Annotated in this window: 23 protein-coding genes and 1 rRNA gene; 18 read left to right on the top strand and 6 right to left on the bottom strand. The window is 36.8% G+C overall.

Annotation, left to right across the window (positions count from 1 at the left end; all coding sequences use genetic code 11):
* Nucleotides 1-2: 2 nt before the first annotated feature.
* Genes pstA through J3U50_RS01770 form a run of 5 tightly spaced genes read left to right on the top strand, consistent with a single transcriptional unit; the run spans nucleotide 3 to nucleotide 3,904 of the window.
* A complete protein-coding gene (gene pstA / locus J3U50_RS01790; protein WP_041152894.1) occupies nucleotides 3-890 on the top strand; it encodes a phosphate ABC transporter permease PstA in 888 nt (295 codons plus the stop codon).
* Between the two features lie 12 nt (nucleotides 891-902).
* Nucleotides 903-1,697 (top strand): phosphate ABC transporter ATP-binding protein PstB, encoded by a 795-nt coding sequence (pstB, locus tag J3U50_RS01785; RefSeq protein ID WP_301945447.1) that lies wholly within the window; start codon nucleotides 903-905, stop codon nucleotides 1,695-1,697.
* Nucleotides 1,698-1,706: 9 nt separating this feature from the next.
* Nucleotides 1,707-2,462 carry a phosphate ABC transporter ATP-binding protein PstB gene (gene pstB / locus J3U50_RS01780; protein WP_034534864.1) on the top strand — a complete coding sequence of 252 codons (756 nt, stop codon included), beginning with the start codon at nucleotides 1,707-1,709 and terminating at the stop codon, nucleotides 2,460-2,462.
* Between the two features lie 11 nt (nucleotides 2,463-2,473).
* A complete protein-coding gene (gene phoU, locus J3U50_RS01775) occupies nucleotides 2,474-3,181 on the top strand; it encodes a phosphate signaling complex protein PhoU (protein ID WP_053791912.1) in 708 nt (235 codons plus the stop codon).
* 15 nt (nucleotides 3,182-3,196) lie between these two features.
* Nucleotides 3,197-3,904 carry a response regulator transcription factor gene (locus tag J3U50_RS01770; RefSeq protein ID WP_054608302.1) on the top strand — a complete coding sequence of 236 codons (708 nt, stop codon included), beginning with the start codon at nucleotides 3,197-3,199 and terminating at the stop codon, nucleotides 3,902-3,904.
* A 48-nt stretch (nucleotides 3,905-3,952) separates the two neighbouring features.
* Here the strand turns inward: J3U50_RS01770 and J3U50_RS01765 are convergent, their stop codons facing one another.
* Nucleotides 3,953-4,837, bottom strand: a complete 885-nt coding sequence (locus tag J3U50_RS01765; RefSeq protein ID WP_054608301.1) for a ribose/proton symporter RbsU — start codon at nucleotides 4,835-4,837, stop codon at nucleotides 3,953-3,955.
* Between the two features lie 286 nt (nucleotides 4,838-5,123).
* Here J3U50_RS01765 and J3U50_RS01760 point away from each other — a divergent pair, with 286 nt between their 5' ends.
* Complete coding sequence (locus J3U50_RS01760; RefSeq protein WP_034534841.1) at nucleotides 5,124-6,479, top strand: gluconate:H+ symporter; 1,356 nt, start codon at nucleotides 5,124-5,126, stop codon at nucleotides 6,477-6,479.
* 52 nt (nucleotides 6,480-6,531) lie between these two features.
* Here the strand turns inward: J3U50_RS01760 and J3U50_RS01755 are convergent, their stop codons facing one another.
* Together J3U50_RS01755 and J3U50_RS01750 are read right to left on the bottom strand one after the other, a co-directional pair.
* A complete protein-coding gene (locus J3U50_RS01755; protein ID WP_081006912.1) occupies nucleotides 6,532-6,951 on the bottom strand; it encodes a GtrA family protein in 420 nt (139 codons plus the stop codon).
* Nucleotides 6,951-7,886, bottom strand: a complete 936-nt coding sequence (locus J3U50_RS01750; protein WP_034531593.1) for a glycosyltransferase family 2 protein — start codon at nucleotides 7,884-7,886, stop codon at nucleotides 6,951-6,953. The genes J3U50_RS01755 and J3U50_RS01750 overlap by 1 nt, the downstream gene beginning before the upstream one ends.
* 187 nt (nucleotides 7,887-8,073) lie before the next feature.
* Here J3U50_RS01750 and wecB point away from each other — a divergent pair, with 187 nt between their 5' ends.
* Both wecB and J3U50_RS01740 read left to right on the top strand, forming a co-directional pair.
* The gene (gene wecB, locus J3U50_RS01745) at nucleotides 8,074-9,201 is read left to right on the top strand and encodes a non-hydrolyzing UDP-N-acetylglucosamine 2-epimerase (RefSeq protein ID WP_301945453.1); all 1,128 of its coding nucleotides are present in this window, start codon (nucleotides 8,074-8,076) and stop codon (nucleotides 9,199-9,201) included.
* Nucleotides 9,191-10,081 (top strand): YihY/virulence factor BrkB family protein, encoded by an 891-nt coding sequence (locus tag J3U50_RS01740; RefSeq protein ID WP_054608299.1) that lies wholly within the window; start codon nucleotides 9,191-9,193, stop codon nucleotides 10,079-10,081. The genes wecB and J3U50_RS01740 overlap by 11 nt, the downstream gene beginning before the upstream one ends.
* A 46-nt stretch (nucleotides 10,082-10,127) precedes the next feature.
* On the opposite strand, the gene J3U50_RS01735 is transcribed toward J3U50_RS01740, so the two are convergent.
* Nucleotides 10,128-10,583 carry a flavodoxin gene (locus J3U50_RS01735; RefSeq protein ID WP_176589797.1) on the bottom strand — a complete coding sequence of 152 codons (456 nt, stop codon included), beginning with the start codon at nucleotides 10,581-10,583 and terminating at the stop codon, nucleotides 10,128-10,130.
* 79 nt (nucleotides 10,584-10,662) lie between these two features.
* Between J3U50_RS01735 and recX the strand changes: the two genes are divergently transcribed.
* From recX to J3U50_RS01715, 4 genes are all read left to right on the top strand, one after another.
* On the top strand, nucleotides 10,663-11,466 hold the full coding sequence (recX, locus tag J3U50_RS01730) for a recombination regulator RecX (protein WP_301945446.1): 804 nt from the start codon (nucleotides 10,663-10,665) through the stop codon (nucleotides 11,464-11,466).
* Nucleotides 11,467-11,497: 31 nt separating this feature from the next.
* On the top strand, nucleotides 11,498-12,607 hold the full coding sequence (locus J3U50_RS01725) for an AI-2E family transporter (protein WP_054608297.1): 1,110 nt from the start codon (nucleotides 11,498-11,500) through the stop codon (nucleotides 12,605-12,607).
* A gap of 37 nt (nucleotides 12,608-12,644) precedes the next feature.
* Entirely contained in the window at nucleotides 12,645-13,055 is a 411-nt protein-coding gene (tagD, locus tag J3U50_RS01720; protein WP_034531602.1) for a glycerol-3-phosphate cytidylyltransferase, read from the top strand.
* Between the two features lie 108 nt (nucleotides 13,056-13,163).
* Nucleotides 13,164-14,741 carry a peptide chain release factor 3 gene (locus tag J3U50_RS01715; protein ID WP_053791907.1) on the top strand — a complete coding sequence of 526 codons (1,578 nt, stop codon included), beginning with the start codon at nucleotides 13,164-13,166 and terminating at the stop codon, nucleotides 14,739-14,741.
* A 12-nt stretch (nucleotides 14,742-14,753) separates the two neighbouring features.
* On the opposite strand, the gene J3U50_RS01710 is transcribed toward J3U50_RS01715, so the two are convergent.
* On the bottom strand, nucleotides 14,754-15,797 hold the full coding sequence (locus J3U50_RS01710; RefSeq protein ID WP_054608296.1) for a MucBP domain-containing protein: 1,044 nt from the start codon (nucleotides 15,795-15,797) through the stop codon (nucleotides 14,754-14,756).
* A gap of 102 nt (nucleotides 15,798-15,899) precedes the next feature.
* Nucleotides 15,900-18,071, bottom strand: coding sequence for an ATP-dependent Clp protease ATP-binding subunit (locus tag J3U50_RS01705; RefSeq protein WP_301945445.1), 2,172 nt, complete (start codon nucleotides 18,069-18,071; stop codon nucleotides 15,900-15,902).
* A gap of 479 nt (nucleotides 18,072-18,550) precedes the next feature.
* Between J3U50_RS01705 and J3U50_RS01695 the strand changes: the two genes are divergently transcribed.
* From J3U50_RS01695 to J3U50_RS01670, 6 genes are all read left to right on the top strand, one after another.
* On the top strand, nucleotides 18,551-18,817 hold the full coding sequence (locus J3U50_RS01695; protein WP_034531608.1) for a phosphocarrier protein HPr: 267 nt from the start codon (nucleotides 18,551-18,553) through the stop codon (nucleotides 18,815-18,817).
* A 239-nt stretch (nucleotides 18,818-19,056) separates the two neighbouring features.
* A complete protein-coding gene (locus J3U50_RS01690; RefSeq protein ID WP_054608294.1) occupies nucleotides 19,057-20,244 on the top strand; it encodes a glycosyltransferase family 4 protein in 1,188 nt (395 codons plus the stop codon).
* Between the two features lie 8 nt (nucleotides 20,245-20,252).
* The gene (locus J3U50_RS01685) at nucleotides 20,253-21,275 is read left to right on the top strand and encodes a glycosyltransferase family 4 protein (protein WP_301945444.1); all 1,023 of its coding nucleotides are present in this window, start codon (nucleotides 20,253-20,255) and stop codon (nucleotides 21,273-21,275) included.
* Between the two features lie 2 nt (nucleotides 21,276-21,277).
* Nucleotides 21,278-22,291, top strand: coding sequence for a lysylphosphatidylglycerol synthase transmembrane domain-containing protein (locus tag J3U50_RS01680; RefSeq protein ID WP_034534826.1), 1,014 nt, complete (start codon nucleotides 21,278-21,280; stop codon nucleotides 22,289-22,291).
* 41 nt (nucleotides 22,292-22,332) lie between these two features.
* Nucleotides 22,333-24,393 carry an LTA synthase family protein gene (locus J3U50_RS01675; protein ID WP_301945443.1) on the top strand — a complete coding sequence of 687 codons (2,061 nt, stop codon included), beginning with the start codon at nucleotides 22,333-22,335 and terminating at the stop codon, nucleotides 24,391-24,393.
* A gap of 457 nt (nucleotides 24,394-24,850) precedes the next feature.
* Nucleotides 24,851-25,081: ribosomal RNA gene (locus J3U50_RS01670) — 16S ribosomal RNA — on the top strand; the annotation flags it as partial.

Here is a 25,081-nt window from a genome sequence, read left to right as displayed (position 1 = left end):
TTATGAATCCAAAAGTAGTTAATAAAATTGCGACCGGTGTGATTTACGGTCTAGTAATTCTAGTCGTTGCAATTCTAGCAGCCTTAATTGGTTACATTTTAGTAACCGGTGTGCCTCACATCTCATGGCACTTCTTAACCAGCCCAGCTCAATCATTCTTAGCTGGTGGGGGAATTAGAGATCAACTATTTAACTCAATTTACCTATTAGTTCTTACATTAATCATTTCATTTCCAATTGCCTTAGGTGCCGGAATTTACTTAGCTGAATACGCTCCTAAAAACTGGTTTACTGAAATCATTAAGACAACCATCGAAGTATTAAGTTCTCTTCCATCAGTTGTTGTGGGACTATTCTGTTACCTATTATTCGTTGTTCAAATGAGAATGGGATTCTCAATCTTATCAGGTGCGATTGCACTTACATTCTTCAACTTACCGCTATTAACAAGAAACATTGAAACATCACTAGAATCAGTTTCATCACTACAAAGAGAAGCTGGATTATCATTAGGTCTATCACAATGGAAGACCATCACTGGTATCATCCTACCAGCCGCAGTTCCTGGAATCATCACAGGGATTATCCTAAGTGCCGGTAGAGTATTCGGTGAAGCTGCTGCATTGATTTACACAGCCGGTCAAAGTGCTCCATTCGTGGATTACACTAACTGGAACATCTTCTCAGACACTAGTTTCTTAAACCCACTACGTCCGGCCGAAACACTAGCCGTTCATATTTGGAAGGTTAACTCAGAAGGAATCACTCCTGATGCTAACGCCATTTCAAGTGGATCATCAGCCGTATTAATTATTGTAATTCTACTATTTAACATTTTCGCGCACTGGATTGGAAACCGTTTGTACAAGAAAATGACTTCTAGTAAGTAAGGAAGGTTTAACATGAAAAACTACAATTTAAATCAACAATATGTACGTGACTTCGCAGTCGAAAACGCAATTGAAGCTCACCATGTAAACGTTTCTTATGGTGAACACCAATCAATTTTTGACGTATCACTATCATTTCCTCGTTTTAAAGTAACTGCCATGATTGGTGCTTCAGGATCAGGTAAGTCCACTTTCTTACGTTCCATCAACAGAATGAATGACAACGTGGCGACTGTCGACGGCGATATTATGTACCGAGACGTTAACATCAACGACGATAAGATTAACGTTTACGAATTAAGAAAGCACATCGGAATGGTATTCCAACGTCCAAACCCATTTGCTAAGTCCATTCGTGAAAACATCACTTTTGCACTTAAAAAGCATGGTATCAAGGACAAAAAGGAACTAGACCAACGTGTTGAAACCAGTCTAAGAGAAGCTGCTTTATGGGATGAAGTAAAGGACAAACTAGACGAAAGCGCACTATCACTATCTGGTGGACAAGCTCAACGTTTATGTATCGCACGTGCGATTGCTATGAAACCAGATGTGTTACTACTTGATGAACCAGCATCAGCGCTTGATCCAATCTCAACTTCAAAGATTGAAGATACACTAAACCGTTTGAAGGAAAAATACACAATCATCATTGTTACTCATAACATGCAACAGGCTTCTAGAATGAGTGATTACACAGCATTCTTCCACCAAGGCCACTTAATTGAGTTCAACAAGACTTCTCACATCTTTACCAGACCAAAGATGCAAGCAACAGAAGACTACATTTCAGGAAACTTCGGGTAGGTGAATTACATGACTTCTATTTTAAAAACAGAAAACGTTCATTTATACTACGGTGAAAAGGAAGCTTTACATGGCTTTGACATCGAGTTTGAACAAAACGAAATTACTGCTTTAATCGGGCCATCCGGTTGTGGTAAGTCAACATTTCTAAGATGTTTAAACCGTATGAATGACTTAAGAAACAACACAACAGTTACTGGTAGTTTTAAAATTGGTGATCAAGACATCTATGCACCAACTACTGACATGACCGAATTAAGAAAAGAAATCGGAATGGTATTCCAACAACCAAACCCATTTCCTTTCTCCGTCTACGACAACGTGGCATATGGCCTAAGAATTGCCGGTGTTAAGGACAAAAAGGTATTAGACGAAGTAGTTGAAAAGAGTCTAAAGCAAGCTGCTGTTTGGGACGAAGTAAAGGATGACTTAAACAAGAACGCATTATCATTCTCAGGTGGTCAACAACAAAGAATTTGTATCGCCAGAGTGTTGGCGGTAAAACCTAAGATTATTTTGATGGATGAACCTACCAGTGCGCTAGACCCAATCTCAAGTGCCAAGATTGAGGATACTCTGTTAGAATTAAAGAAAGATTTTACAATCATCATTGTTACTCACAACATGCAACAAGCATCAAGAATTGCTGATAAGACGGCATTCATGCTAAACGGGGATTTAATCGAATACAACAAGACTTCTAAGATGTTCTTAAATCCTGACAAGCAACAAACTAGTGACTACTTAAATGGAGAATTCGGATAGGAGAGCTGATTATGAGTCAAACATTTAACGACAAACTAAAAGTACTACAAAAGACCTACATGAAGATGGGAATTAATGTTTCTGATCAAATTTACCAATCAATCAAGGCCTTCACTGAAAACGACCAAAAACTAGCTACCGAAATTGTTAATCGCGATAGCAAGGTTAATGACGAAGAAGTGGACTTAGAAAAAGAAGCACTAAACTTAATTGCTTTAAGACAACCAGTTGCTTCTAACTTCCGTTCAATCATCACTTTATTAAAGGCTAGTTCTGATTTGGAACGAATTGGGGATCACGCATCATCAATCGCCAGAGAAACTCTTCGTATTAACACAGAAAGTCGTATTCCAGAAGTTAACGAAGCCATTAACCAAATGGCCTTAAAGATTAGGGGAATGCTAGAATCATCATTAGATGCTTACGTTCATTCTGATCAAGAAGCTGCTAAACTAGTCGCTCAAGAAGATATCTTAATCGATAAGAAGTTTGTTTTAGCTAAAAACCTAATCGTTGCTGAAATGGAAAAGAATAGTGATAAAATTGAATTAGCAACTATCTACCTAATGGTAGTTCGTTACCTAGAACGTATTGGAGATCATATCGTTAACTTATCAGAATGGATTGTATATAATGCTACTGGTAAGATTGTCGAATTGAACCCTGGTAAGATTGAACCAGAATTGATTGCCAAAGAACTAAAAAACAATCCAAAATAGGGAGGTTTAGATGGGATGCAAAGTCTGTTGCTAGTAACAAAACAATTAAGATTAGCCGCTGATGTAAGTCAATTGGCGTTGCAAGATGAATATTTTGTTAACAGCGTTAGTGATGATGAAGATATCGAAATCATGGCTAAGAAGGATAACGTCTTTGCGGTCATTATCGATTTATCAATCTTTGATGACTTTAATCACGTCAAAAGGCTGATTGAACAAGTTACTAAGACATTCTCAGGCCCTATTGTTACTTTTGATGATCACTATGATGATCAAAAAGAAAGAGATTGTTTTGAATTAGGGGTCAACGATTACTTCAGTGATTACGTTGACGCCCAAAGAATCATATTAAGAACATTAAAACGTGTCAAAATTTACGATGAGATGTTAGAGGATACCGACAAGGCTAAGCGCAAAGAGCATTTTAAGGACTTTGAGATTAGTTTGAAGCATTTCCAGGTAAAGTATCAGGGTGAGGTTTTAAACTTCACACCGAAGGAATTTAACATCTTCTATTACTTAATCAGACATCATGACCAGGTATTAAGTAGAGAACAAATCTTTAACGGTGTCTGGCGTGAAGATCGAGACGATGGGGATGCATTTATATCATCTCGAATCGTTGATATGCACGTTAGTCACGTTAGAGATAAGCTCAAAGACTTACCCGGAAACGACGTTGAAATTAAAACGGTTCGTGGATTCGGATACGTACTACAATAAAAAAATCCCGCTTGGATATTCCAAGCGGGATTTTTGTTTTGGTTTTTATTAGTTTAAGAATGCTGTAACTGCAGCTGCTAGAATAATGATAACTAAACCGATTATTGTAACAACCATTTCTTTTTTAGTCTTGTTTTGGTGTAGGAAGTAGATACTAGTTAGGGTAGCTAATACAACAGAAGTTTGTGATAGCACGAAACCAGTAGCTAGACCATTCATTTTAGGTTCTGCAGAGATTAGGTAAGTTAAAGCTGCAAATCCGAAGAAGAAACCTGAAATGATTTGTAGATAAGAAGACTTAGTAGCAAATACATTGTTGTTCTTAACGTGGAACAAGCAGTATACAACAGCAACTAAGAACATTCCAAGAGCTTGTGGGAAGAACGCATGCATACCGTCTAAGTGACTTGATGCTTGTGGTGCAGCTGAGTAACCCCAGTAACCAATAACACCGATTACTAATAGACCAATTGCTTTCTTTAAGTCAGCAGATCCCTTAGTATCTTTGTTTTCTTGCCAAGCAGTCATAGTAGCACCAATGATGATTACTAGTAAAGCAATGAAACCAATGATACGGTGTGATTCTGAGTGCCAGTTACCTAATGCGAATACACCCCATAGAGCAGTTACAATTAATTGTAACGCAGTGGTGATAGGCATTACTCTTGATGATCCAACTAATTCAAAAGCTTTAAATGACATGATTTGTCCGAAAGCCCAACCAGCACCTGATAGTAATGCTAGTGCAAAATCCATACCAGTCGGAATTGACTTACCTGAGATTAAAAGAAAAATAGCAGCGAAAATAAGTGTTCCTAGAGTGGAACCATAAATTTGGTTAGTAGGTTTGCCTCCAAATAATGAAGCAATTGTAGGGTATAGACCCCAACCTAGAACTGGACCTAGTCCAATTAATAAAGCAACAGCGTTCAAAGCGTGTCCTCCTTATCCTTATATATTATTTCTATAATTAACAATTTACCACAAGTAAAGTTACCATGGTTAGAAAACAAGCGATTTTCATTTAAACTTAAATAAATCTTAAGTTTTAAAACGCCTAAAGTAATATAACATATTTATTAGGGACTATGTTTTAAAAAGTGTAATGAAATCGTTTTCATTTTCCAAGAAGTATGTTATATTATTTCTACGGAAAAGTAAAGCGCTTACATTCATGAAACATAAAAAATATTTTTAATAAAAGAAGGGGTATTAAAATATGCCATTTGTTGTATTGGTATTAGGGATATTATTGCTTTTGTTCCTAATCATTAAATGTAAATTAAATACATTTATTTCATTAATTGTTACATCTGTTATTGTTGCGTTAGGTTTAGGGATGAACCCAGCACACATTGCTGTTTCCATTAAAAACGGTATCGGAAGTTCTTTGGGGGAACTAGTTATCGTTTTTGGATTTGGAGCAATGATTGGTCGTTTAGTTGCTGATGCCGGTGGTTCTTACAGAATTGCCAGAACACTAATCGATCTATTCGGTAAAAAGAAACTTCAATTCGCAATTGTTGTTGCTTCATTTATCATCGGTATGTCATTATTCTTCGAAGTTGGATTGGTTCTATTAACTCCAATCGTATTCGCCGTTGCACTTGAAGCTGAAGTTCCATTCGTTTACCTAGGTATTCCAATGGCAGCTGCATTATCAGCTACTCAAGGATTCCTACCACCACAACCTGCTCCAACTGCAGTTGCTACTGCTTTAGGCGCAAACATTGGTCAAACACTTCTATTAGGTATTATCGTTGCTATTCCTTGTGTGATCGTAGCCGGTCCGCTATACACAAAGATTGCTAAAAAGGTTGCTCCAGAAACATTCGTTGTTAAGACTTCTCTACCAGCCTTTGGTGAGATGAAGAAGTATGATTTAAAAGACACTCCAAGCTTTGGAATTGCCGCATTTACTTCATTATTACCAGTTATCCTAATGGCTATTTCAACTGTTTACGACATGGTATTTAACGGTGGTAAAGCCGTTGAAAATCCACATGGTATTGGTGCTGTTGTTGCTATGTTTGGTAACCCAGTTATCGCCATGATTGTTACTTTACTATTTGCTATCTGGGCAATGGGCTTCCACCGCGGTAAGAAGATGGAAGACATCACAAACACTGTTACTGAAGCCATTAAGTCAATCGCAATGCTACTAATGGTTATCGGTGGTGGATCAGCATTCAAGCAAGTATTAATTGATGGTGGTGTTGGTAAAGCTGTTCAAAACGTAATGGGCCACGCCAACCTATCACCAATCATTTTGGCTTGGTTAATCGCTGTTATCCTACGTGTTTCATTAGGTTCAGCTACTGTTGCAGGTATGACTGCTGCTGGACTAGTAACTCCATTAATGCACTCAATGAGCGTAAGTCCCGTATTAATGGCACTAGCAATTGGTGCCGGATCACTTGCCGCATCACACGTTAACGATGCTGGATTCTGGATGTTCAAAGAATACTTTGACTTAAACGTAAAACAAACATTGAAGATTTGGACTGTGCTAGAAACAATCATTTCCGTAACTGGATTATTGATGGTACTTCTATTAAGTCTATTCATTCACTAATAAATATAGATACGAAAAAAGCGATGAGATAAAATTTATCTCATCGCTTTTTTTATTTTTCTTTGTGGTTAACGAAAACCACGAACTTGGACCAGAAGTAATTAAAGGCAATTACAACAATCTGACCAAAGATTTTTAGCAAATCAAAGTTATTTTGACTGATGATGTTAACACCAATCATTAGGATGATTTCTTCTAAAATTAATGAAGCCACACGGCCAAGGAAGAACGAAATCATTTCGGAAATGTATTCTTTTGCGGTACTTGCTTTTGATTCAAATACCCATTTTCTGTTGGTGAAGTAGGCGAATAATACGCTGGCTACCCAAGCGATAAATGTGTTCCAGAATACATACATGTTTGGTACTAGGTGATAAAGCACTAATGCAACGGCAATGTCGATAACAGTGGTTAATACACCCCAAAACAAGTAAGCAATTACTTGTTTGTATTTATTCCACAAATTTTTCATTATTTCTTCTCTTTCACAATATATTTAGGACGATGCTTTGTTTCTAAGTAAATCTTTCCGATGTAGTTACCAACGATTCCTAGACAGAATAGTTGAACACCGTTGATTAATAGAATAATTGATACTAGTGATGGCCATCCAGATACGGATCCGCCGAATAAAATAGCTCTTAAAATAACAAAGATTAGTCCAATCAATGATAGGAAGAATGAAACACCACCGACCCAGGTTGCCACTTTAAGTGGGACATCTGAGAAGTCGACGATTCCTTCCAATGAATATTCAAGTAGTTGGTATAGAGACCAGTGCGATTCACCGGCAGCTCTTTCAACACCATCGTATTCGATGTATTTAGTTTTAAAACCGACCCAACTAAAGATTCCCTTAGTGAAACGGTTGTATTCAGTTAATTTCAAAACATTGTCAACGTATTGACGAGTCATTAGACGGTAATCTCTAACGTTTTGTTTGATTTCAACGTCAGACATTTTGTTGATAACCTTGTAAAAACTTGAAGATAGGAAAGCTCTCACAAAGTTTTGTTTTCTACTCTTTTGCACACAGCCAACGACGTCGTAATCGTCTTCTTTTATGTACTTAATCATTTGAGGAAGTAGTGCAGGTGGATCTTGTAAGTCCACGTCCATAACGGCGACATAGTCACCACCAACGTTTTCTAATCCAGCTGACATTGCAGATTCCTTACCAAAGTTACGTGAGAATGATACGTAATGAACGTTTTCATCGTTTTCGCGTAACTTCTTAATTTCTTCTAAAGTGTTGTCAGAAGAACCATCATTAATAAACCAGTATTCATGATTGTAGTCAACGTGGTTAGCGTGCATTTCGCTGAAGACACGTTCGACTTCGTCATAAAAGATTTTAATGGAAGGTTCCTCATTATAACAGGGTACAATTAAACCAATAGTTTCCATAATTGTAACCTCCTTCATTAATCCATAATTATTTATATTTTATCATAATACTTCAAAAAGGTTTTCATAGATAGCACTAAATTTTTATTAAGATGTATTTAGGTCGGCAACCGCGGCATTATTTTGTTATAATTAGATAAATATACTTTTTTGTGGAGGCATAATCTTGAAAAAACCGATTAAAGTGATGACCATCTTTGGAACTCGTCCAGAAGCTATTAAGATGGCTCCAATCATTCTAGAAATGAAAAATAATTTAGATGAGTTTCAACCCATCACAGTTTTGACTGGCCAACATAAAGAAATGCTAGATCAAGTTATGGATATTTTCCATATTGAAGCTGATTACAATTTACACGTAATGAAAGCACAACAAACATTAAGTTCAATTACAACCACTGTCATTAACAAACTAGACAGTATTATTAACGAAGCCAAACCAGATATCATCTTGGTGCATGGTGATACCACAACCACTTTTGCCGCTGCTGTCAGCGCATTTTATCACCAAATTCCACTGGGTCACGTTGAAGCGGGCCTTAGAACCTGGGACAAGTACTCACCATATCCTGAAGAAATGAACCGTCAAATGACCGACATTCTTTCTGATGTGTACTTTGCACCAACTGAATTAAGTAAAGAGAATTTATTAAAACAAAACCTAAAAGAAGACCGTATCTATATTACGGGGAACACCGCAATTGATGCGTTAAAACAAACCGTTGATAGAAACTATCACCACAGCGTGTTAGATGATATCGATAAGACCCACAAGATTATTCTATTAACCATGCACCGTCGTGAAAACCAAGGTGAACCAATGCGTCGTACATTTGAAACAATCAAAAACGAAGTATTGAACAGAAAGGATATCGAAGTCGTATATCCAGTTCACTTGAGCCCAGCAGTTCAATCTGTCGCTCACAGCGTTTTCGATGGGGTGAACCGCGTGCACTTAATCGAACCATTGGATGTGGTTGATTTCCATAACATGGCAGCGCGCAGTCACTTCATCATGACTGACTCAGGTGGGGTGCAAGAAGAAGCTCCTTCATTAGGTAAACCAGTATTGGTACTAAGAGAAGCGACCGAACGTCCAGAAGGAGTCGATGCAGGAACCCTTAAGCTTGTGGGAACTGATCCAAAAAAGATTAGTGCAAGCATTGACCAATTACTAGACGATACAGAAGAATACAAGAAGATGGCCACTGCCAAGAACCCATATGGGGATGGAACTGCTTCTAAGCAAATCCTAGAAGCAATTAAAGAAGTGTTTGCTGCTAATAAACTAAGTGGTGATCATAATGAAGCTTAATAAAGACACCGCTAGAAAATGGAAGCATTTCTTCCTAGTCATAAAAAAGCACTATAAAGAATCAAACGTATCCGATTCAGCAGTTGTGATTGCCTTTTATTCTTTGCTATCACTATTTCCAGCGACCATCATTGTTGGAAACCTACTGGAATTGTTACACGTTAACCAATACGAAATCCTAGACTATCTAGAACCATTGTTACCATCAACGGTTTTCAAGACAGTTAGTCCAATCGTTATTTCCGCCTTGAAGGGTGCCAATGCCGATAAGTTGTCAATCGGGTTAATCGTGGCCATATGGTCAGCCAGTCGAGCCTTAGCAGCGTTTCAACGTGCGGTTAACTCATCGTATGGAATAAAAAACGAAAGTAATCTGATGAATCGAATTGTTTCGTTTATTTGGATGCTATTGTTGGTAATATCGTTAGGGATTTTTCTATTATTCTTTGGTTTTGGAAAGGTCATCATTAGCTACTCAGCTTACCTAATGGGACTATCCAAGATGAATGTGGGACTATTTATCCTGTTGAGATATCCATTGACCATCATTGGGGTATTCCTATTGGTGCTATTGATGTATTATTTCGTGCCAAACGTAAACACCAAGTGGCGTTATGTTTGGATGGGATCATTGATTGTGACAATCGGTATGATTGGTCTATCCAAAGGATTCTCCATTTATCTTCACTACTTCGCTCGTAGTGTCGATGCCTATAAAGCATTGGGAACCTTTGTGATTTTAATGCTTTGGTTATACATTATTGGGATGATATTGATTTTAGGGGCTGTCATTAATGCATCCGTGCAAGATGTGAAGAACGTCGAGATTAAGGGTAGAAAGCCTAGCATCAAATCATTTATTCCAAACAAGAAGAGATAAGATTGCAAAACAAAAAAATCGTTGATAAACATCAACGATTTTCTTTTTAACCATTTATTTTTTTGTAAGTATCAACTAAACTTGAGGCAAATTCGTCAAGTTTTTCAATGTCGTCTTCATCTGGTTCCAAGTTGATTTTAACACCTTCAAAACCTTGAGTGGCGTTAGTCTTCTTGAATTGGTTGATGAAGTCATCAACTGAAGTATTGAAGAATTCTTCGTAGAAGATATCACCAGAACCGGCAACACCAAAGACCTTGTTTGAAAGATCTAAGTCACCTAAGTCGTCGAAGAAGTCTAATCCTTCTTCTGGAAGGTGACCTTCGTTGTAGGTGTATGCACAAACGACACAGATATCTGCATCTTCAAAATCTTGCGCATCTGTTTGTGAAATTTCGGTTTGGGTAACTTCAGCGCCTAAATCTTCTAGGCCTTCAGTAACGATATCAGCGACGTCTTCGTTGTTACCTGTGATGGTTGCAAAAACTACATGTGCTTTCAAAGTAATATACGTCCTTTCGCAATCTGATAACTAATTATACCAAATGTAAAATGGGATGTTAAATAAAGGAGTGAGAGTAATGGCATCTAAAATCACCATGATTGAAGCCCAAAAAAGAAAAGGGCGTTTTAATGTTTATGTAGACGGGGTATACGCGTTTCCAATCAGTGAAAACGTAATGATTAAATATCGTATCTTTAAGGGAATGGAAATCGACGACGAGCTAAAAGAAGAGCTAGTCAATGCCGATGATATTTCAAAACTTTACAGTAAGGCGATTAACTTCTTATCCCACCAATTAAGAACTGAAAACGAAGTCGTAAAGAAACTGCAAACCTATAGTGAAAACGAACAACACATTGCTGCAGTCATGCAAAAGCTAGTTGAATTAAAACTGGTCAATGATCAAAGCTACGCTGACAGTTACGTGCGAACAGAAGTAAAGAAGCAGGATAAGGGACCATCCAACGTCTTTTATAAGTTAAAGGAAAAACAAATCAACGAAAACTTGATTGAAAACGCCTTGAATAACTTCTATTCACACGAAGAAATGGTTGAAAACTGCCAAATTCAAGCCGACAAAATTTTCAAAAAGCATAAACGTGACGCTTATAAGAACCGTTTGGATAAAACCAAACTAGCATTGATGAAGAAGGGTTATCCAACCGACGTTGTTTTAAGCGTTATGGAGGACATGGACTTTCAAGTCGATGAAGAAGACCAAATGGACTTATTGAGACAACAAGGTGACAAGATTTGGCATCGTAATCGTAAGTACGATGGGATGAAAAGAGTCATGAAGACCAAGCAAGCACTTTACCGTAAAGGTTTTGATATGGATGATATCAATTCATTCATAGATGATAAAAATATGGATGAATAAAATGGTATAATGGTTATTGGAGGTTTCGAATATGTTTAATAAAATTAAAAATTCCTCGATAGTACTATGGACAGTGGAGTTGCTACTGGTCGTAAGCATTATCTGGATATGTACAAAACTTGAGTTTATTTTCAGCCCAATTGGGATGTTTATCTCAGCAGTATTCATGCCAATCCTAATCGCTGGGGTATTGTTCTACATGTTAAACCCAGTGGTTAACCTATTAATGAAAATCAAAATTAGTAAAACCAAAAGAATTTCCCGTAACTGGGCAATTTTGATTGTATACATATTTCTAATTGGAATAATCGTATATGTATTTTCATCATTTCTACCACGTTTGGTAACCCAGGTAACCAACCTGGTTACGAACCTACCAAAGATTGCAGACGACATTAACCACTATGTGGAAGTGCACAGTCAAAAGGGTATCTTTAAGAAATTCTATTCATCTGAATACATTTCTTCTTTACAAAATTACGTTTACAACTACTTCCAACACAGCTTAGGTGGAATTACTTCTAGTGTCGGATCAATTATTTCAACCGCTGCTTCAGCCGTGATTGTGATGATTACCGTTCCAGTGGTACTGTTCTACATGTTAAAAGATGGTCACAAGATGATTCCAAACATCGCTAAGATGCTACCACCAAGAAGTCGTCGTAGAACCATCAAACTATTAGGCAAGATGAGTGACACCATTTCTCATTACATTGGTGGTCAAATGATTGAATGTTTATTCGTTGGTGTATTTACATCCATCGGATACGTTCTAATCGGCCAAAAGTATGCACTACTACTAGGGGTGTTTGCCGGAATCTGTAACATTATTCCATACGTTGGTCCATACATTGGAATTATGCCATCAGTATTCGTTGCACTTTCTACCAGTATCAGTGAATTAGTATGGGTGGTAATCGTGGTAATCATTGTTCAACAACTAGACGGTAACTTGGTTTATCCAAATGTAATCGGAAAGTCTTTGAATATTCATCCACTTACCATTATAATTATCTTAATGGCTGCCGGAAATATTGCTGGTTTAATGGGAATGATTCTAGCAATTCCACTATATGCCGTTGTGAAAGTGGTCGTGCAATACATCTACAGTATTTGGATGATTGAACAATCACACAAATGAGTTAGCAAAAACAAAGAGAGACAAAGCAGGAGATAATATGACAAAAGTAATTACTTATGGAACATTTGACCTACTACACAAGGGTCATGTTCGTTTATTAAAACGTGCCAAGGAATTAGGGGACGACTTAACAGTTTGTGTTTCTACCGACGAATTTAACGCTGAAAAGGGTAAGAAGGCTTACACTTCATACGAAGACAGAAAGTATGTTTTAGAAGCTATTCGTTACGTTGATCACGTGATTCCAGAAAACAACTGGGACCAAAAGATTAAAGACGTTGTTGATAACAACATCGACATCTTCGTTATGGGAGATGATTGGGAAGGCAAGTTCGACTTCCTAAAGGACTACTGTAAAGTCGTTTACCTACCAAGAACTGAAGGTATTTCAACTTCTAAGATCAAGAAAGACTTAGGTCTTACTGACGAAGACGATTGGAAGAAATAAAAAAGACATCCTCGATTTAATCGGGGATGTTTTTTAATTCACATATGGAAGATTGTTTTAATATGTTACAATTGTATTTATATATTATAAAACGGAAGGATTCGAATAATGGGCAATAAAAAAATAGAGCAAAGCGTTGATAAACGTCGTACTTTTGCCATCATCTCTCACCCGGATGCTGGTAAGACTACAATTACTGAACAATTACTATTGTTTGGTGGAATTGTGCGTGAAGCCGGTACTGTTAAGGCTAAGAAGTCAGGTAACTTTGCAAAGTCTGACTGGATGGAAATTGAAAAGAAACGTGGAATTTCCGTTACTAGTTCAGTGATGCAATTTGATTACGCTGGTAAGCGTATCAACATCTTGGATACCCCAGGGCATCAAGATTTCTCAGAAGATACTTACCGTACTTTGATGGCCGTTGACTCTGCAGTCATGGTTATTGATGCTGCCAAAGGGATTGAACCACAAACTAAGAAATTATTCCAAATTTGTAAGATGCGTGGAATTCCAATCTTTACTTTCATGAACAAACTTGACCGTGATAGTCGAGACCCAATGGAATTAATCAGTCAACTAGAAGATGTCTTGGGAATCGAAGGATACCCAATGAACTGGCCAATCGGTTCTGGAAAAATTCTAAGAGGACTATACGATCGATACAACAAACGTGTCGAACTATACCGTCCAGAAGATGAAAACAATCCATACTTACCATTGGATGAAGACGGTAACTTGTTAGAAGACAACAAGTTAGCTGATGACAGTGTTTACCAAGATGCTAAAGAAAGCATGGATCTAATCACTGAAGCGGGTAATCCATTCGACGAAGAAAAGATTAAGAATGGTGAACAAACTCCCGTATTCTTCGGTTCAGCTTTGGTTAACTTTGGGGTAAAGACTTTCTTAGATGCATATCTAAACTTTGCGCCAAAACCAGGTGAACACGAAACTGAAAACGACGTTGAAGTAGAACCTGAAGATGAACAATTCACTGGTTTCATCTTTAAGATTCAAGCTAACATGAATCCTAAGCATAGAGACCGTATTGCATTCGTGCGTGTATGTTCTGGAATGTTTGAACGTGGTATGGACGTTACTTTGGAAAGAAACCAAAAGAAACTACGTCTATCTAACGTGACTGAGTTCATGGCTAACACTCGTGAAAACGTTGAAAATGCCGTAGCTGGTGACATCATTGGTTTATATGATACTGGTAACTTCCAAATCGGTGATACCATTTACTCTGATAAACGTGATGTTAAGTTCACCAAGTTACCTCAATTTACACCTGAACTATTCATGAAGGTTTCTGCTAAGAATGTTATGAAACAAAAATCATTCCACAAGGGAATCCAACAACTAGTTCAAGAAGGTGCGGTTCAACTTTACACATCTTACACTACCGGTGACTACATCCTAGGTGCCGTGGGTCAACTTCAATTCGAAGTTTTCCAATTCAGAATGCAAAACGAATACAATTCTGAAGTTGTAATGGAACCAATGGGTAGCAAGACTGCTCGTTGGATTAACCCAGACCAATTAGACGAAAAGATGTCTTCATCTAGAAACATCTTGGTAAAAGATGGTCATGGTGATCCATTGTTCTTATTCGAAAACTCATTTGCTGAACGTTGGTTTAAGGAAAAGTATCCTGATGTAGAACTTACTTCAAAACTATAAAACAAAAAGAGCTTAGATATTATCTAAGCTCTTTTTTACGTCATCGGAAACGATGTAGTGAAGATTATTAATTTCGACCCATTGGACATTGTTTTGATCAACAATTTCCTGGGTAACGAAGAAGGAATTACCATTGTGCAAGAATCCGATACAGCTACCGTAAGGGAAGTTGTAAACAGCCACGCTCTGGTGGTTATCATTTTCAATCGTTGCAGTGTAGTGCACCTTTTTAATTTTCCAAGAATCTGTGTTGGTTAACTCTTTTGCGAATGGATATTGCATTCTGTAGAAGTTTCTATCGACAATCCATTGGTTTGGCCCGATGTTTAACCACAGAGCGTCGTCAGTGGTGACTTGATAGAATACCTTCCAAATACTTTTCTTTGGTAATAAGACGTGAAGCACATCACCATTAGTGTCACTGTAGACTCTGGTGTATTCTCTTAAACGAATGTAGAAAGTGTCCTTTTGGACGCTGTGCCAATCATTTCGACGGTAGTAGATGATTAAATGCTTCATATAGTCATCAAAGATACCATTTGAATCGCCTGAATAGTTGATTAGTTTAAAACCAGATAGTTCTGGGATGTTAATTTGAAATTCGTTGTTATATTTACCGATTGCCATTTGAGGAAGACGAATCATTGAATATGTATCATAGTTAATGAAGAAAATATTAACTGGTTTTCCATTCAATCGGTTATATTGAAGGGTGACTTGGTTATCTTCTTTTTGCATGTAGGTGGAAACACCCATTATTTTGAATAAAACATAGTGATCAAAATCGGGGATGATGAAACTGACTGGATCACCGACGAACCCGTGGATTACGTTGAACTCGTGAAGATAGTGACCGTCTTCATCTACATAGTAGATAGTCATCTTTGCCCTTGGTTTAGGAGAAGGAGAAGGGTTTTTTTCAATATTATCGGCATGGGCTTCTACGGGTTCATCAACGGTTTGCGTTGTGAAATCTGTGAAGTCATTTGCTTGTTGTTCATCTGGTTGACGTTTGGGTTTAAACAAACGAATGATGTCATGAATAAAATGAAACATACCTTTTCCTCCTCTCTAATAACCATATTAACATATGATAGTACAAAAAAAGTTAAAAAAACAGCTAAGAATAAGTCTTAGCTGTTTTTTATATCTGTTCAATTATTTTGCGTTAACGAATACTTTGTTTTCATCGTTGACCTCAACGCTTAGGTGTTTGCTACTTGGGTTGTTTAGATAATAGTCAGCGACCTTATCTTCAACTTCTTCTTGGATTACACGGCGAAGTGGACGCGCACCCATTTCTGGGTTGTAACCTTTTTCGACTAGTTTATCCTTGGCAGCATCAGAAACATCGATGGTGATACCACGGTTTTCAAGCATCTTGTTAACGTTGTCTAGCATCAAGCTGACAATCTTCTTCAAGTCATCCTTGCTTAGTTGGTTAAATTCGACGATATCATCGAATCTGTTTAGGAACTCTGGTTTGAAGTAATCACCTAACTTATTCAATACCGAATGAGTCTTGTTATTAGCTTCGGCACCAAAACCAACACTAGCAGTGGAAGCACCGGTACCGGCGTTACTTGTCATGATGATGACAGTATCCTTGAATGATACGGTTCTTCCCTTAGAGTCGGTCAAACGACCATCGTCTAGGATTTGGAGAAAGGCGTGTAAAACGTCTGGGTGAGCCTTTTCAATTTCATCGAAAAGAATTAGACTGTAAGGATTTCTTCTTACCTTTTCGGTTAATTGACCGGCTTCATCGTAACCAACGTAGCCAGGAGGAGAACCGATTAGTTTGGAAATTGAATGTGGTTCACGGTATTCGGACATGTCAAATCTAATCATTGCTTCCTTGGAACCGAATAGTTGCTTAGCTAATTGCTTTGCAAGTTCAGTCTTACCAATTCCGGTAGTTCCTACAAATAGGAATGATCCGATTGGACGACCGGTTCCGTTGAAACCAATTCGATTACGTTTGATAGCGCGAGCAACCTTTTCGATTGCTTGGTTTTGTCCAATCACGCTACCAGCAAGTTTCTTGTCTAAGTCCTTTAAATTATCCTGTTCTTGTTCTTGCAATTGCCCAACAGGAATCTTGGTGACTGATTCGATAATTCCTTCGATATCCTTCGTAGATACAGTAGGGTAGGTATTATCGGATTCGTCGAAGTCCTTTAACTTGTAGTTAAGTTCTTCAATCTTATCACGATAGAAGGCGGCCTTTTCATAGTCTTCCTTTTGTAGGGCATCCTTTTTTTCGCTTTCGCACTTGCTTAGTTCTTCCTTTAAATCATCAGGTGACTTAACGTCTGATTTGATATTAAGTTTAGAACCAGCTTCATCGATTAAGTCGATAGCCTTATCTGGCAAGAAACGATCTTGGATGTAACGGTTTGATAGGTAAACCGCAGCCTTGATGGCATCATCACTGTATTTGACATGGTGATACTTTTCATAACGGCCCTTGATACCGTTTAAGATATGAAGTGCTTGTTTCAATGAAGGTTCATCAACTTGGACGGTTTGGAAACGACGAGCAAGTGCTGAATCCTTTTCGATTCCACGGTACTCGTTTAAGGTAGTAGCACCAATTAGTTGGAAACTACCACGAGCTAAAGCAGGCTTTAAAACGTTTCCTGCATCCATGGCACCGTCGGCATTACCAGCACCCATAATTTCATGAATTTCATCAATGAATAAAATGATGTTCTTGTTGGATTGAACTTCCTTGATTAGTTCTTGCATTCTTTGTTCGAATTGACCACGCATAGATGTTCCTTGAACAATGGATACAACATCTAATCTGATGACACGTTTGTTCTTTAACTTATCTGGAACGTCATGATGAGCAATCTTTAGTGCTAGTCCTTCGACCACAGCAGTCTTACCAACACCGGCTTCACCAATTAGAACAGGGTTATTCTTGGTTCTTCTGTTTAGGATTTCAATCACACGATCGATTTCCTTATCACGACCGATAACAGGATCAATCTTGTTCTTTTTTGCTAAGTCGGTTAAATCATATCCATACTTTGCTAACACAGAGTTGGAATTGTTGTTATTGTTATTTTTTTGCTGATTATTCTCAGGACGGCGGATAGAATTTTGATTGCTTTGATTCATCGCGTTAAATAAGTCATCTAAGCTACTAAAACCAAATGGATCATTCATCATATCAACACCTCCGTTATTACGATATTGTTCGGATTGCTGACTCAATTTTTGGTAACAGTCCTGACAAATATCAATATGTCTTTTTTCGCCATTGAAATTGACGAGTAAATGAATGGTTGCCTCATTTATATGGCAGTTTTCACATTTCATACGACTGCTCCTTTCTGAAAACAACTAAATGGTTAAAGATTATTTTGACCTTTACTGACCATTTGTAGAAATATTATAACTCATCGTAAATTTAGTGCAAGCAATTTGATTAGATTAAAATAATGGCTATTTTTTTCATATTTTTTAATTATGATATGTTTTAATTAGTAGCAATCGTATATAATATATATTGAAAGAGGGAATATAATTATCGCAGATAAGAATTATACTGAATTATTAAATGACCTAAAAGACAACAAAATCAAAGAATTGGTAGTCAAACCCGACGAGTTCGCTGAGTTTCAAGTTGCATATATGAACTTTGATACCAGAAAGCGCGTGATAGGGAAGGCCGATCAGAACGGTGTAATTACGTATACTTACCTATCTGATAGTGGTACCAATAGTTAAAAATGTTGAGTTTTATCACATTAATTGATATTCTAAAATTAGTATAAGAATAAAAGGAGATTTTCAAAATGGAAAAACGTCAATTTAAAGTTGTTTCTGAAACTGGAATCCATGCTCGTCCTGCAACACTTTTAGTTCAAACTGCTACTAAATTCAAATCAGAATTAAAACTAGAATACCTTGGCAACACTGTTGACTTAAAGTCAATCATGGGTGTTATGTCATTAGGTGTTGGTCAAAACGCCGAAGTAACTGTTATTGCTGATGGTCCTGATGAAAAAGACGCAATTGAAGCAATTGCAAAGTCATTCAAAGATGAAGGATTAACTGATTAATTACAAGTTATATATGGTACGTCTATTAAAATAATGAGTCAGAAATATTTTATGTTTGGTTGTCATAATAGTTCATTGTCATTATTGAACGAATATGGAAACAACTACTTCGATAGAATTGTTCTGGCTCGTTTTTTTTATTAAAATAGGGAATTATGGCATTCACATGAGTTTGCAATGCAAACAGCAAAACAATATAATTACAAATAATTAATAATAAAAGAAAAGGAGGTGCTACTATGAATATTGGAATTTTTACGGATACTTATTTTCCACAGGTCAGTGGGGTTGCCACATCCATTAAGACATTAAAAGATCAATTGGAAAAAGATGGTCATCAGGTGTATATCTTTACTACAACTGATCCTCACGTTGATAAGGCCACATACGAAAAGAATATTTTTAGATTTTCCAGTATCCCCTTTATTTCTTTTACTGACCGCAGAATCGCGGTAAGGGGAATGATTCAAGCTTATCAAATTGCTAAGAAACTTAACTTGGACATTATTCATACACAGACTGAGTTCTCAATGGGAATTATCGGTAAGTTCGTGGCGAAGTTCTTAAGAATCCCATGTGTACATACTTATCACACAATGTATGAAGACTACTTACATTACGTAGCCAAGGGTAAGCTATTAAGACCGGTACATGTTAAAGATGCAACCTTAGCATTTTGTCACAACATGTCAGGGGTAGTGGCGCCAAGTAAAAAAGTACTAGATACATTAGTTAGATACGGGGTAAAGAGTCCGATTAGGATTATCCCAACCGGAATTAATATCAATAAATTTGCGACTCAATCTGATTTTGATTTACGTAAATATTTAGGGGTCGATGAAGACGCTCCTGTGTTATTATCAGTGAGTCGTTTGGCTTACGAAAAAAACATCAAAGAATTAATTAACTGCATGCCAACAATCTTGGCTGACAAACCATTAACCCAATTAGTAATTGTGGGAGATGGTCCAGCCGGAGATGACTTGAAAAAACAAGTCGATGACATGAAGCTAAATGCCAACGTTAAATTTGTTGGTGAAATTAACAACGATGAGGTATATAAATATTACCGAGATGCCGACTTGTTTGTATCGACATCTAATTCTGAATCACAAGGTTTAACTTATATTGAAGCAATGGCTGCCGGAGTGAAGGTAGTGGTTGCATCAAGTCCATATACTGAGGACCTATTAAGTGATAAGGCATTAGGGATGACCTTCTCAAATAAAGATGGCTATGTTTCAAGCGTGTTGGAATACTTGAATCAAACTAAAGCTAAACCAGATCAATCAAAGGAAGAACTTAGACGAACTAAGTTACATGAAATATCATCTGAAAACTTTGCCAATCGAATTGTGGCCTTTTATAAGAGTGCCCAATTAGATTTCAACAAAGAATTTAGCGATGATAATGGGATAAGCGACTAGGAGGATTTATGATAAAAATAGATATGTTTTCAACTGCCGACAAGGTAAAGGGACAAGGAGTTGGTAGTGCCTATCTAGAGTTAATTAAATTAATGGAAAAGCGTTTTTCAGATGAGTTTGACATTGAAATCAATGATCCAAAGAAATCTGATATTACTCACTACCATACAATTAATCTAAGATATTACTTTTCTACTTTCCAAAAGAAACGTGGAAGAAGAATTGGGTACGTACACTTTCTACCAGAAACACTGGAAGGAAGCTTGAGTCTACCCAAGCCAATCAAATGGATTTTTTATAAGTATGTAATTGCGTTTTACAAACGAATGGAACATATTGTAGTAGTTAATCCAACTTTTATACCTAAGTTGGAAGCATATGGGATTAATCGTGATAAAATTACTTACATTCCAAATTTCGTTAGCAAAAAGGAATTCTATCCTTTCACCGAAGACGAAAAGCTTGCTGCTCGAAAAGAACTTGGTATTGATAAAGATAAATTCGTAGTAGTAGGAACTGGTCAGGTGCAAACTAGAAAGGGAATCCTTGATTTTGCCAAACTAGCAGAAGAAAACCCAAATGTCGAATTTATTTGGGCAGGTGGTTTTTCATTTGGTAAAATTACTGATGGATACAAGAACTTAAAACTATTGGTAGATAATCCACCCGCAAACCTAAAATTCCCAGGAATTGTTGATCGTGATAAATTAGTTCAATACTACAACGTTGCTGATTTATTCTTACTACCATCATTTAACGAATTGTTCCCAATGTCAGTACTGGAAGCATTCTCCTGTGGAACTCCAGTAATGCTTAGAAGTTTAGATTTATATAAAGAAATCATCAGTGGTTACTATGAACCATTTACTACTTTTGAAGAAATGAATGATAGTTTACATCGCTTAATTGATAATCGAGATGAACTAAAAGAATTGTCTGATAAAGCACTAGCTGCATCTGATTACTATTCAGAAGATCATCTAGCTTCAACTTGGCATAAATTCTATAAAGGTCAGATAAAAGAGGGATAGTAATGTCGAAGAGAAATGTAATAACGTTCTTTATGATGTTTCTAATTGGAATACTGATTTTTTGGTATTTCATCAGAGATATCAATATGGATGTATTGATTGCAGATTTTTTTACTATTAATTGGTGGTGGATTGCCGTTGCCTTCCTATGTATGTTGCTATACCTAGGACTAGAAGCGGTGGTTACTAAGACAATCGTTGATACCCAAGTTGATCACTTTACTTGGTGGGATGCAATTAGAGTCCCATTGGTAGAACAACTATTCAACGGAATCACACCATTCTCATCAGGTGGACAACCAGGTCAACTATATGTAATGGTTCAAACGGGCGTGGATGCTGGTAAGGCCAGTTCAACGTTATTGATGAAGTTTGTTGTCTTTCAAACCATGATAGTAATTAATTTCATTTTGAGTCTTATTGTCGGGTTCCAATATGTGGAAGAAAAGTTACACTATCTGGCTTGGCTGGTACTGTTCGGCTTCTTCGTTCACCTATTTGTAATTGTCGCCTTGTTATTAATCATGTATTGGTATACATTTACTAAGAAACTGGTTGATAATTTGGTAAAACCACTTAAAATCTTTATGAAGGATGAAAAGTATCTTTCATTCAAAGAGATGTTAGACAACAAAATAGATACATTCCATATGGAAAGCATCAGAATCGCTAAACAATGGAAGCTAATGTTAAAGATTATTGTTATTACTTTCTTCCAACTAGCTTTCTACTACCTAATTCCATACTTCATCATCTTGGCATTAGGATTTGATCAAGTTAACATCATCATGATTGTTAGCTTACACGTATTAATCTTTATGATAATCTCACTATTCCCAATTCCAGGAGGAGCTGGGGGAGCAGAGTACAGTTTTGAAACACTGTTCAAGAGTTTTATCACCAATAACACGAAGTTAATTCTCGCGTTAATTGCTTGGCGCTTGATAACTTATTACTTAGGAATGATTTTAGGGGCGGTAGCATTCTTTATTCGTCCCAATAAGATTGATAAGTAAATTTACTAACACTTTATATTTTTTATTTTGGAGGCATAGAAATGTCTAGTCATATTAAGAACACCAGAAGGTTCTTTAATACAAAATTTGGCTTTTTTGTATTAATTGTGGCCTTATTCTGGTTAAAAACATATATTTCATACCGTATTGATTTTACCTTAGGTGCAAAGGGTGGTATTCAACAATTCCTATTGGCTGTTAACCCACTACCAGCTGCATTACTAATCTTTGGGATTGCTTTGTACTTTAGAGGTAAGCTAGCATACTGGCTAATGATTATCATTGATTTAATCGAATCAATTTGGATTTTTGCCAACGTTTTATACTACCGTGAATTCTCTGACTTCCTATCATTTGGAATCATTAAGGGTTCAGGTACTGTTCAAAACAACCTTGGTAAGAGTTTAGCTGAAATCTTACATCCATTAGATTTCTTCGTATTTATCGATATCATTGTATTGATTTTATTACTACTATTCAGAGTAATTAAGGTTGACCATGCTCCATTTAAGAAGAGAAATGCCTTTGCAATTACCATCTTATCCTTAGTATTGATGTTTGCTGAATTTGGTGTATCTAATGCAGATAGATCAGGTCTATTAACAAGAACTTTTGATAACAACTACATTGTTAAGTACCTTGGTTTAAATGAATATGCAGCATTTAATGCATATCAAACTCACAAGGAAAGTGAAACTAGAGCTGAAGCTAAACCATCTGATTTAAATAGTGTCCTTACATATCTAAAGCATAATCGTAGTAAGTCTAATATTGAATACTACGGTAAGGCTAAGGGTAAGAATGTCTTTATCATTCATTTGGAAAGTTTCCAACAATTCTTAATTGATTACAAAGTTGACGGTAAGGAAGTAACTCCAAACCTAAACAAGTTCTACCATAACCAAAATACATTATCATTTGATAACTTCTACCACCAAGTAGCACAAGGTAAGACCTCTGATGCTGAAATGATGTTAGAAAACTCACTATTCGGTCTACCAGAAGGATCAGCAATGGTTACTTATGGTACTCAAAACACATACCAAGCTGCTCCAGCTATTTTAGCTCAAAAGGGTTACAGTACTGCTGCATTCCATGGGGATGTGCCTAGTTTCTGGAATAGAGATAATGCATACAAGTCATGGGGATACCAATACTTCTTTGATTCAAACTACTACACTGAAAAACCATCATACAGTGTTGGTTATGGTTTGAAGGATAAGATCTTCTTCAAGGATGCTGCACAATACATCCAACAATTACCACAACCATTCTATGCAAAACTAATTACATTAACTAACCACTATCCATATGAATTGGATAAGCAAAACGTATCATTCCCAGCAACTAAGACTGGTGATAATACTGTTGATCCATATGTACAAACTGCTCACTACTTAGACCAAGCCTTTGGTGAATTTATGAATTACCTAACTAAGACAGGTTTAATGAAGAACAGTATGATTGTGCTATATGGTGACCACTATGGTATTTCAAACAACCATAGACCAGCTATTGCTCAATTACTACACAAGAAGTCTATTAACAGCTTCGACTTAGCGCAATTCCAAAAGGTTCCATTCATGATTCACATGGACGGACTAAAGGGTGGAATTGACCACACTTACGGTGGAGAAATTGACGTATTACCAACACTATTACATCTATTAGGGGTAAAGGATGATAATACTATCCAATTCGGTAATGACTTGTTATCTAAGAAGAGAAACCAAGTTGTTGCATTCAGAAACGGAGACTTTGTATCTCCAGAATACACAGTAGTAGGTGGAAGTGTATACCTAACTAAGACTGGTAAACAAATTACACCAAACAAGAAGCAAGCTGCTGAAATCAAGAAGATGCAAAACCACGTTACAACTGAACTATCTCTATCAGATAAGGTAGTTCTAGGTGACTTACTACGTTTCTACAACCCTAAGGGCTTCAAGAAGGTAGATAAGAAGTCATACAGTTACAAGTACGCTGACGGAATGAAGCTTCTTAAGGAAATGGATAAAAAGAAAAAGACTGATCTATTGAATAAGTCGAAGAAGAAAGATACTTTGAACTTATACAAGACAGACGCACCTGAATTAAAATAGTTTCAAAACAAAAGGACGACTTTAAAAGTCGTCCTTTTTATTTTGAAATTAATGTTGACGCGGTGTCGATATTTTGATAATATAAATATTGCTGTTGATGAGGCGGTCAAAAACCTCGTTAAAACGTTAAAAATTCAATAAAAAAACTGTTGACTTTACGTTAACAAGATGGCATAATATTTATTGTTGTCGATGAGCGACAAACGTTGATGTGAAAACATTCATCAACGAAATAAATAAAAAAAGTTATTGACACAGTGTTGATAATTTGGTAATATTAAATAGTTGTCAATTGAGACAACACTTGATATNTGGTAGATCTTTGAAAACTGAACAAGATTGATAATCGATGATGTGTAAGGAACTTACAACTTGGTTGTAAGAATTAAACATTGCGAAGTCAATTCGCTTATAAAATAACAATTTATTCAGAAGAGCTAAGTTAAGCTTTTCATCTTAAGATGAGAGTTTGATCCTGGCTCAGGACGAACGCTGGCGGCGTGCCTAATACATGCAAGTCGAACGAGCTCTCCTAAATTGATTTTATGCTTGCATAAATGATTTTTAGATTCGGAGCGAGTGGCGAACTGGTGAGTAACACGTGGGTAACCTGCCCCGAAGCGGGGGATAACATTTGGAAACAAATGCTAATACCGCATAATTAGTTGGAACCGCATGGTTCCAACTT

Source organism: Lactobacillus sp. B3795 (assembly GCF_026535805.1).
Taxonomy (GTDB): Bacteria; Bacillota; Bacilli; order Lactobacillales; family Lactobacillaceae; genus Apilactobacillus; species Apilactobacillus kunkeei_C.
This window is presented reverse-complemented; position numbering and strand designations above follow the sequence as displayed.

What these genes read in the sequence shown, in the direction of transcription:
- J3U50_RS01705 (WP_301945445.1), bottom strand. Translation starts at nt 18,071, where the DNA reads ATGAAATGTGAAAACTGCCATATAAATGAGGCAACCATTCATTTACTC.
- recX (WP_301945446.1), top strand. Translation starts at nt 10,663, where the DNA reads ATGGCATCTAAAATCACCATGATTGAAGCCCAAAAAAGAAAAGGGCGT.
- J3U50_RS01680 (WP_034534826.1), top strand. Translation starts at nt 21,278, where the DNA reads ATGTCGAAGAGAAATGTAATAACGTTCTTTATGATGTTTCTAATTGGA.
- wecB (WP_301945453.1), top strand. Translation starts at nt 8,074, where the DNA reads ATGACCATCTTTGGAACTCGTCCAGAAGCTATTAAGATGGCTCCAATC.
- J3U50_RS01755 (WP_081006912.1), bottom strand. Translation starts at nt 6,951, where the DNA reads ATGAAAAATTTGTGGAATAAATACAAACAAGTAATTGCTTACTTGTTT.
- J3U50_RS01715 (WP_053791907.1), top strand. Translation starts at nt 13,164, where the DNA reads ATGGGCAATAAAAAAATAGAGCAAAGCGTTGATAAACGTCGTACTTTT.
- J3U50_RS01685 (WP_301945444.1), top strand. Translation starts at nt 20,253, where the DNA reads ATGATAAAAATAGATATGTTTTCAACTGCCGACAAGGTAAAGGGACAA.
- J3U50_RS01725 (WP_054608297.1), top strand. Translation starts at nt 11,498, where the DNA reads ATGTTTAATAAAATTAAAAATTCCTCGATAGTACTATGGACAGTGGAG.
- pstA (WP_041152894.1), top strand. Translation starts at nt 3, where the DNA reads ATGAATCCAAAAGTAGTTAATAAAATTGCGACCGGTGTGATTTACGGT.
- J3U50_RS01690 (WP_054608294.1), top strand. Translation starts at nt 19,057, where the DNA reads ATGAATATTGGAATTTTTACGGATACTTATTTTCCACAGGTCAGTGGG.
- J3U50_RS01760 (WP_034534841.1), top strand. Translation starts at nt 5,124, where the DNA reads ATGCCATTTGTTGTATTGGTATTAGGGATATTATTGCTTTTGTTCCTA.
- tagD (WP_034531602.1), top strand. Translation starts at nt 12,645, where the DNA reads ATGACAAAAGTAATTACTTATGGAACATTTGACCTACTACACAAGGGT.
- J3U50_RS01675 (WP_301945443.1), top strand. Translation starts at nt 22,333, where the DNA reads ATGTCTAGTCATATTAAGAACACCAGAAGGTTCTTTAATACAAAATTT.
- pstB (WP_034534864.1), top strand. Translation starts at nt 1,707, where the DNA reads ATGACTTCTATTTTAAAAACAGAAAACGTTCATTTATACTACGGTGAA.
- pstB (WP_301945447.1), top strand. Translation starts at nt 903, where the DNA reads ATGAAAAACTACAATTTAAATCAACAATATGTACGTGACTTCGCAGTC.
- J3U50_RS01770 (WP_054608302.1), top strand. Translation starts at nt 3,197, where the DNA reads ATGCAAAGTCTGTTGCTAGTAACAAAACAATTAAGATTAGCCGCTGAT.
- J3U50_RS01750 (WP_034531593.1), bottom strand. Translation starts at nt 7,886, where the DNA reads ATGGAAACTATTGGTTTAATTGTACCCTGTTATAATGAGGAACCTTCC.
- phoU (WP_053791912.1), top strand. Translation starts at nt 2,474, where the DNA reads ATGAGTCAAACATTTAACGACAAACTAAAAGTACTACAAAAGACCTAC.
- J3U50_RS01740 (WP_054608299.1), top strand. Translation starts at nt 9,191, where the DNA reads ATGAAGCTTAATAAAGACACCGCTAGAAAATGGAAGCATTTCTTCCTA.
- J3U50_RS01695 (WP_034531608.1), top strand. Translation starts at nt 18,551, where the DNA reads ATGGAAAAACGTCAATTTAAAGTTGTTTCTGAAACTGGAATCCATGCT.
- J3U50_RS01710 (WP_054608296.1), bottom strand. Translation starts at nt 15,797, where the DNA reads ATGTTTCATTTTATTCATGACATCATTCGTTTGTTTAAACCCAAACGT.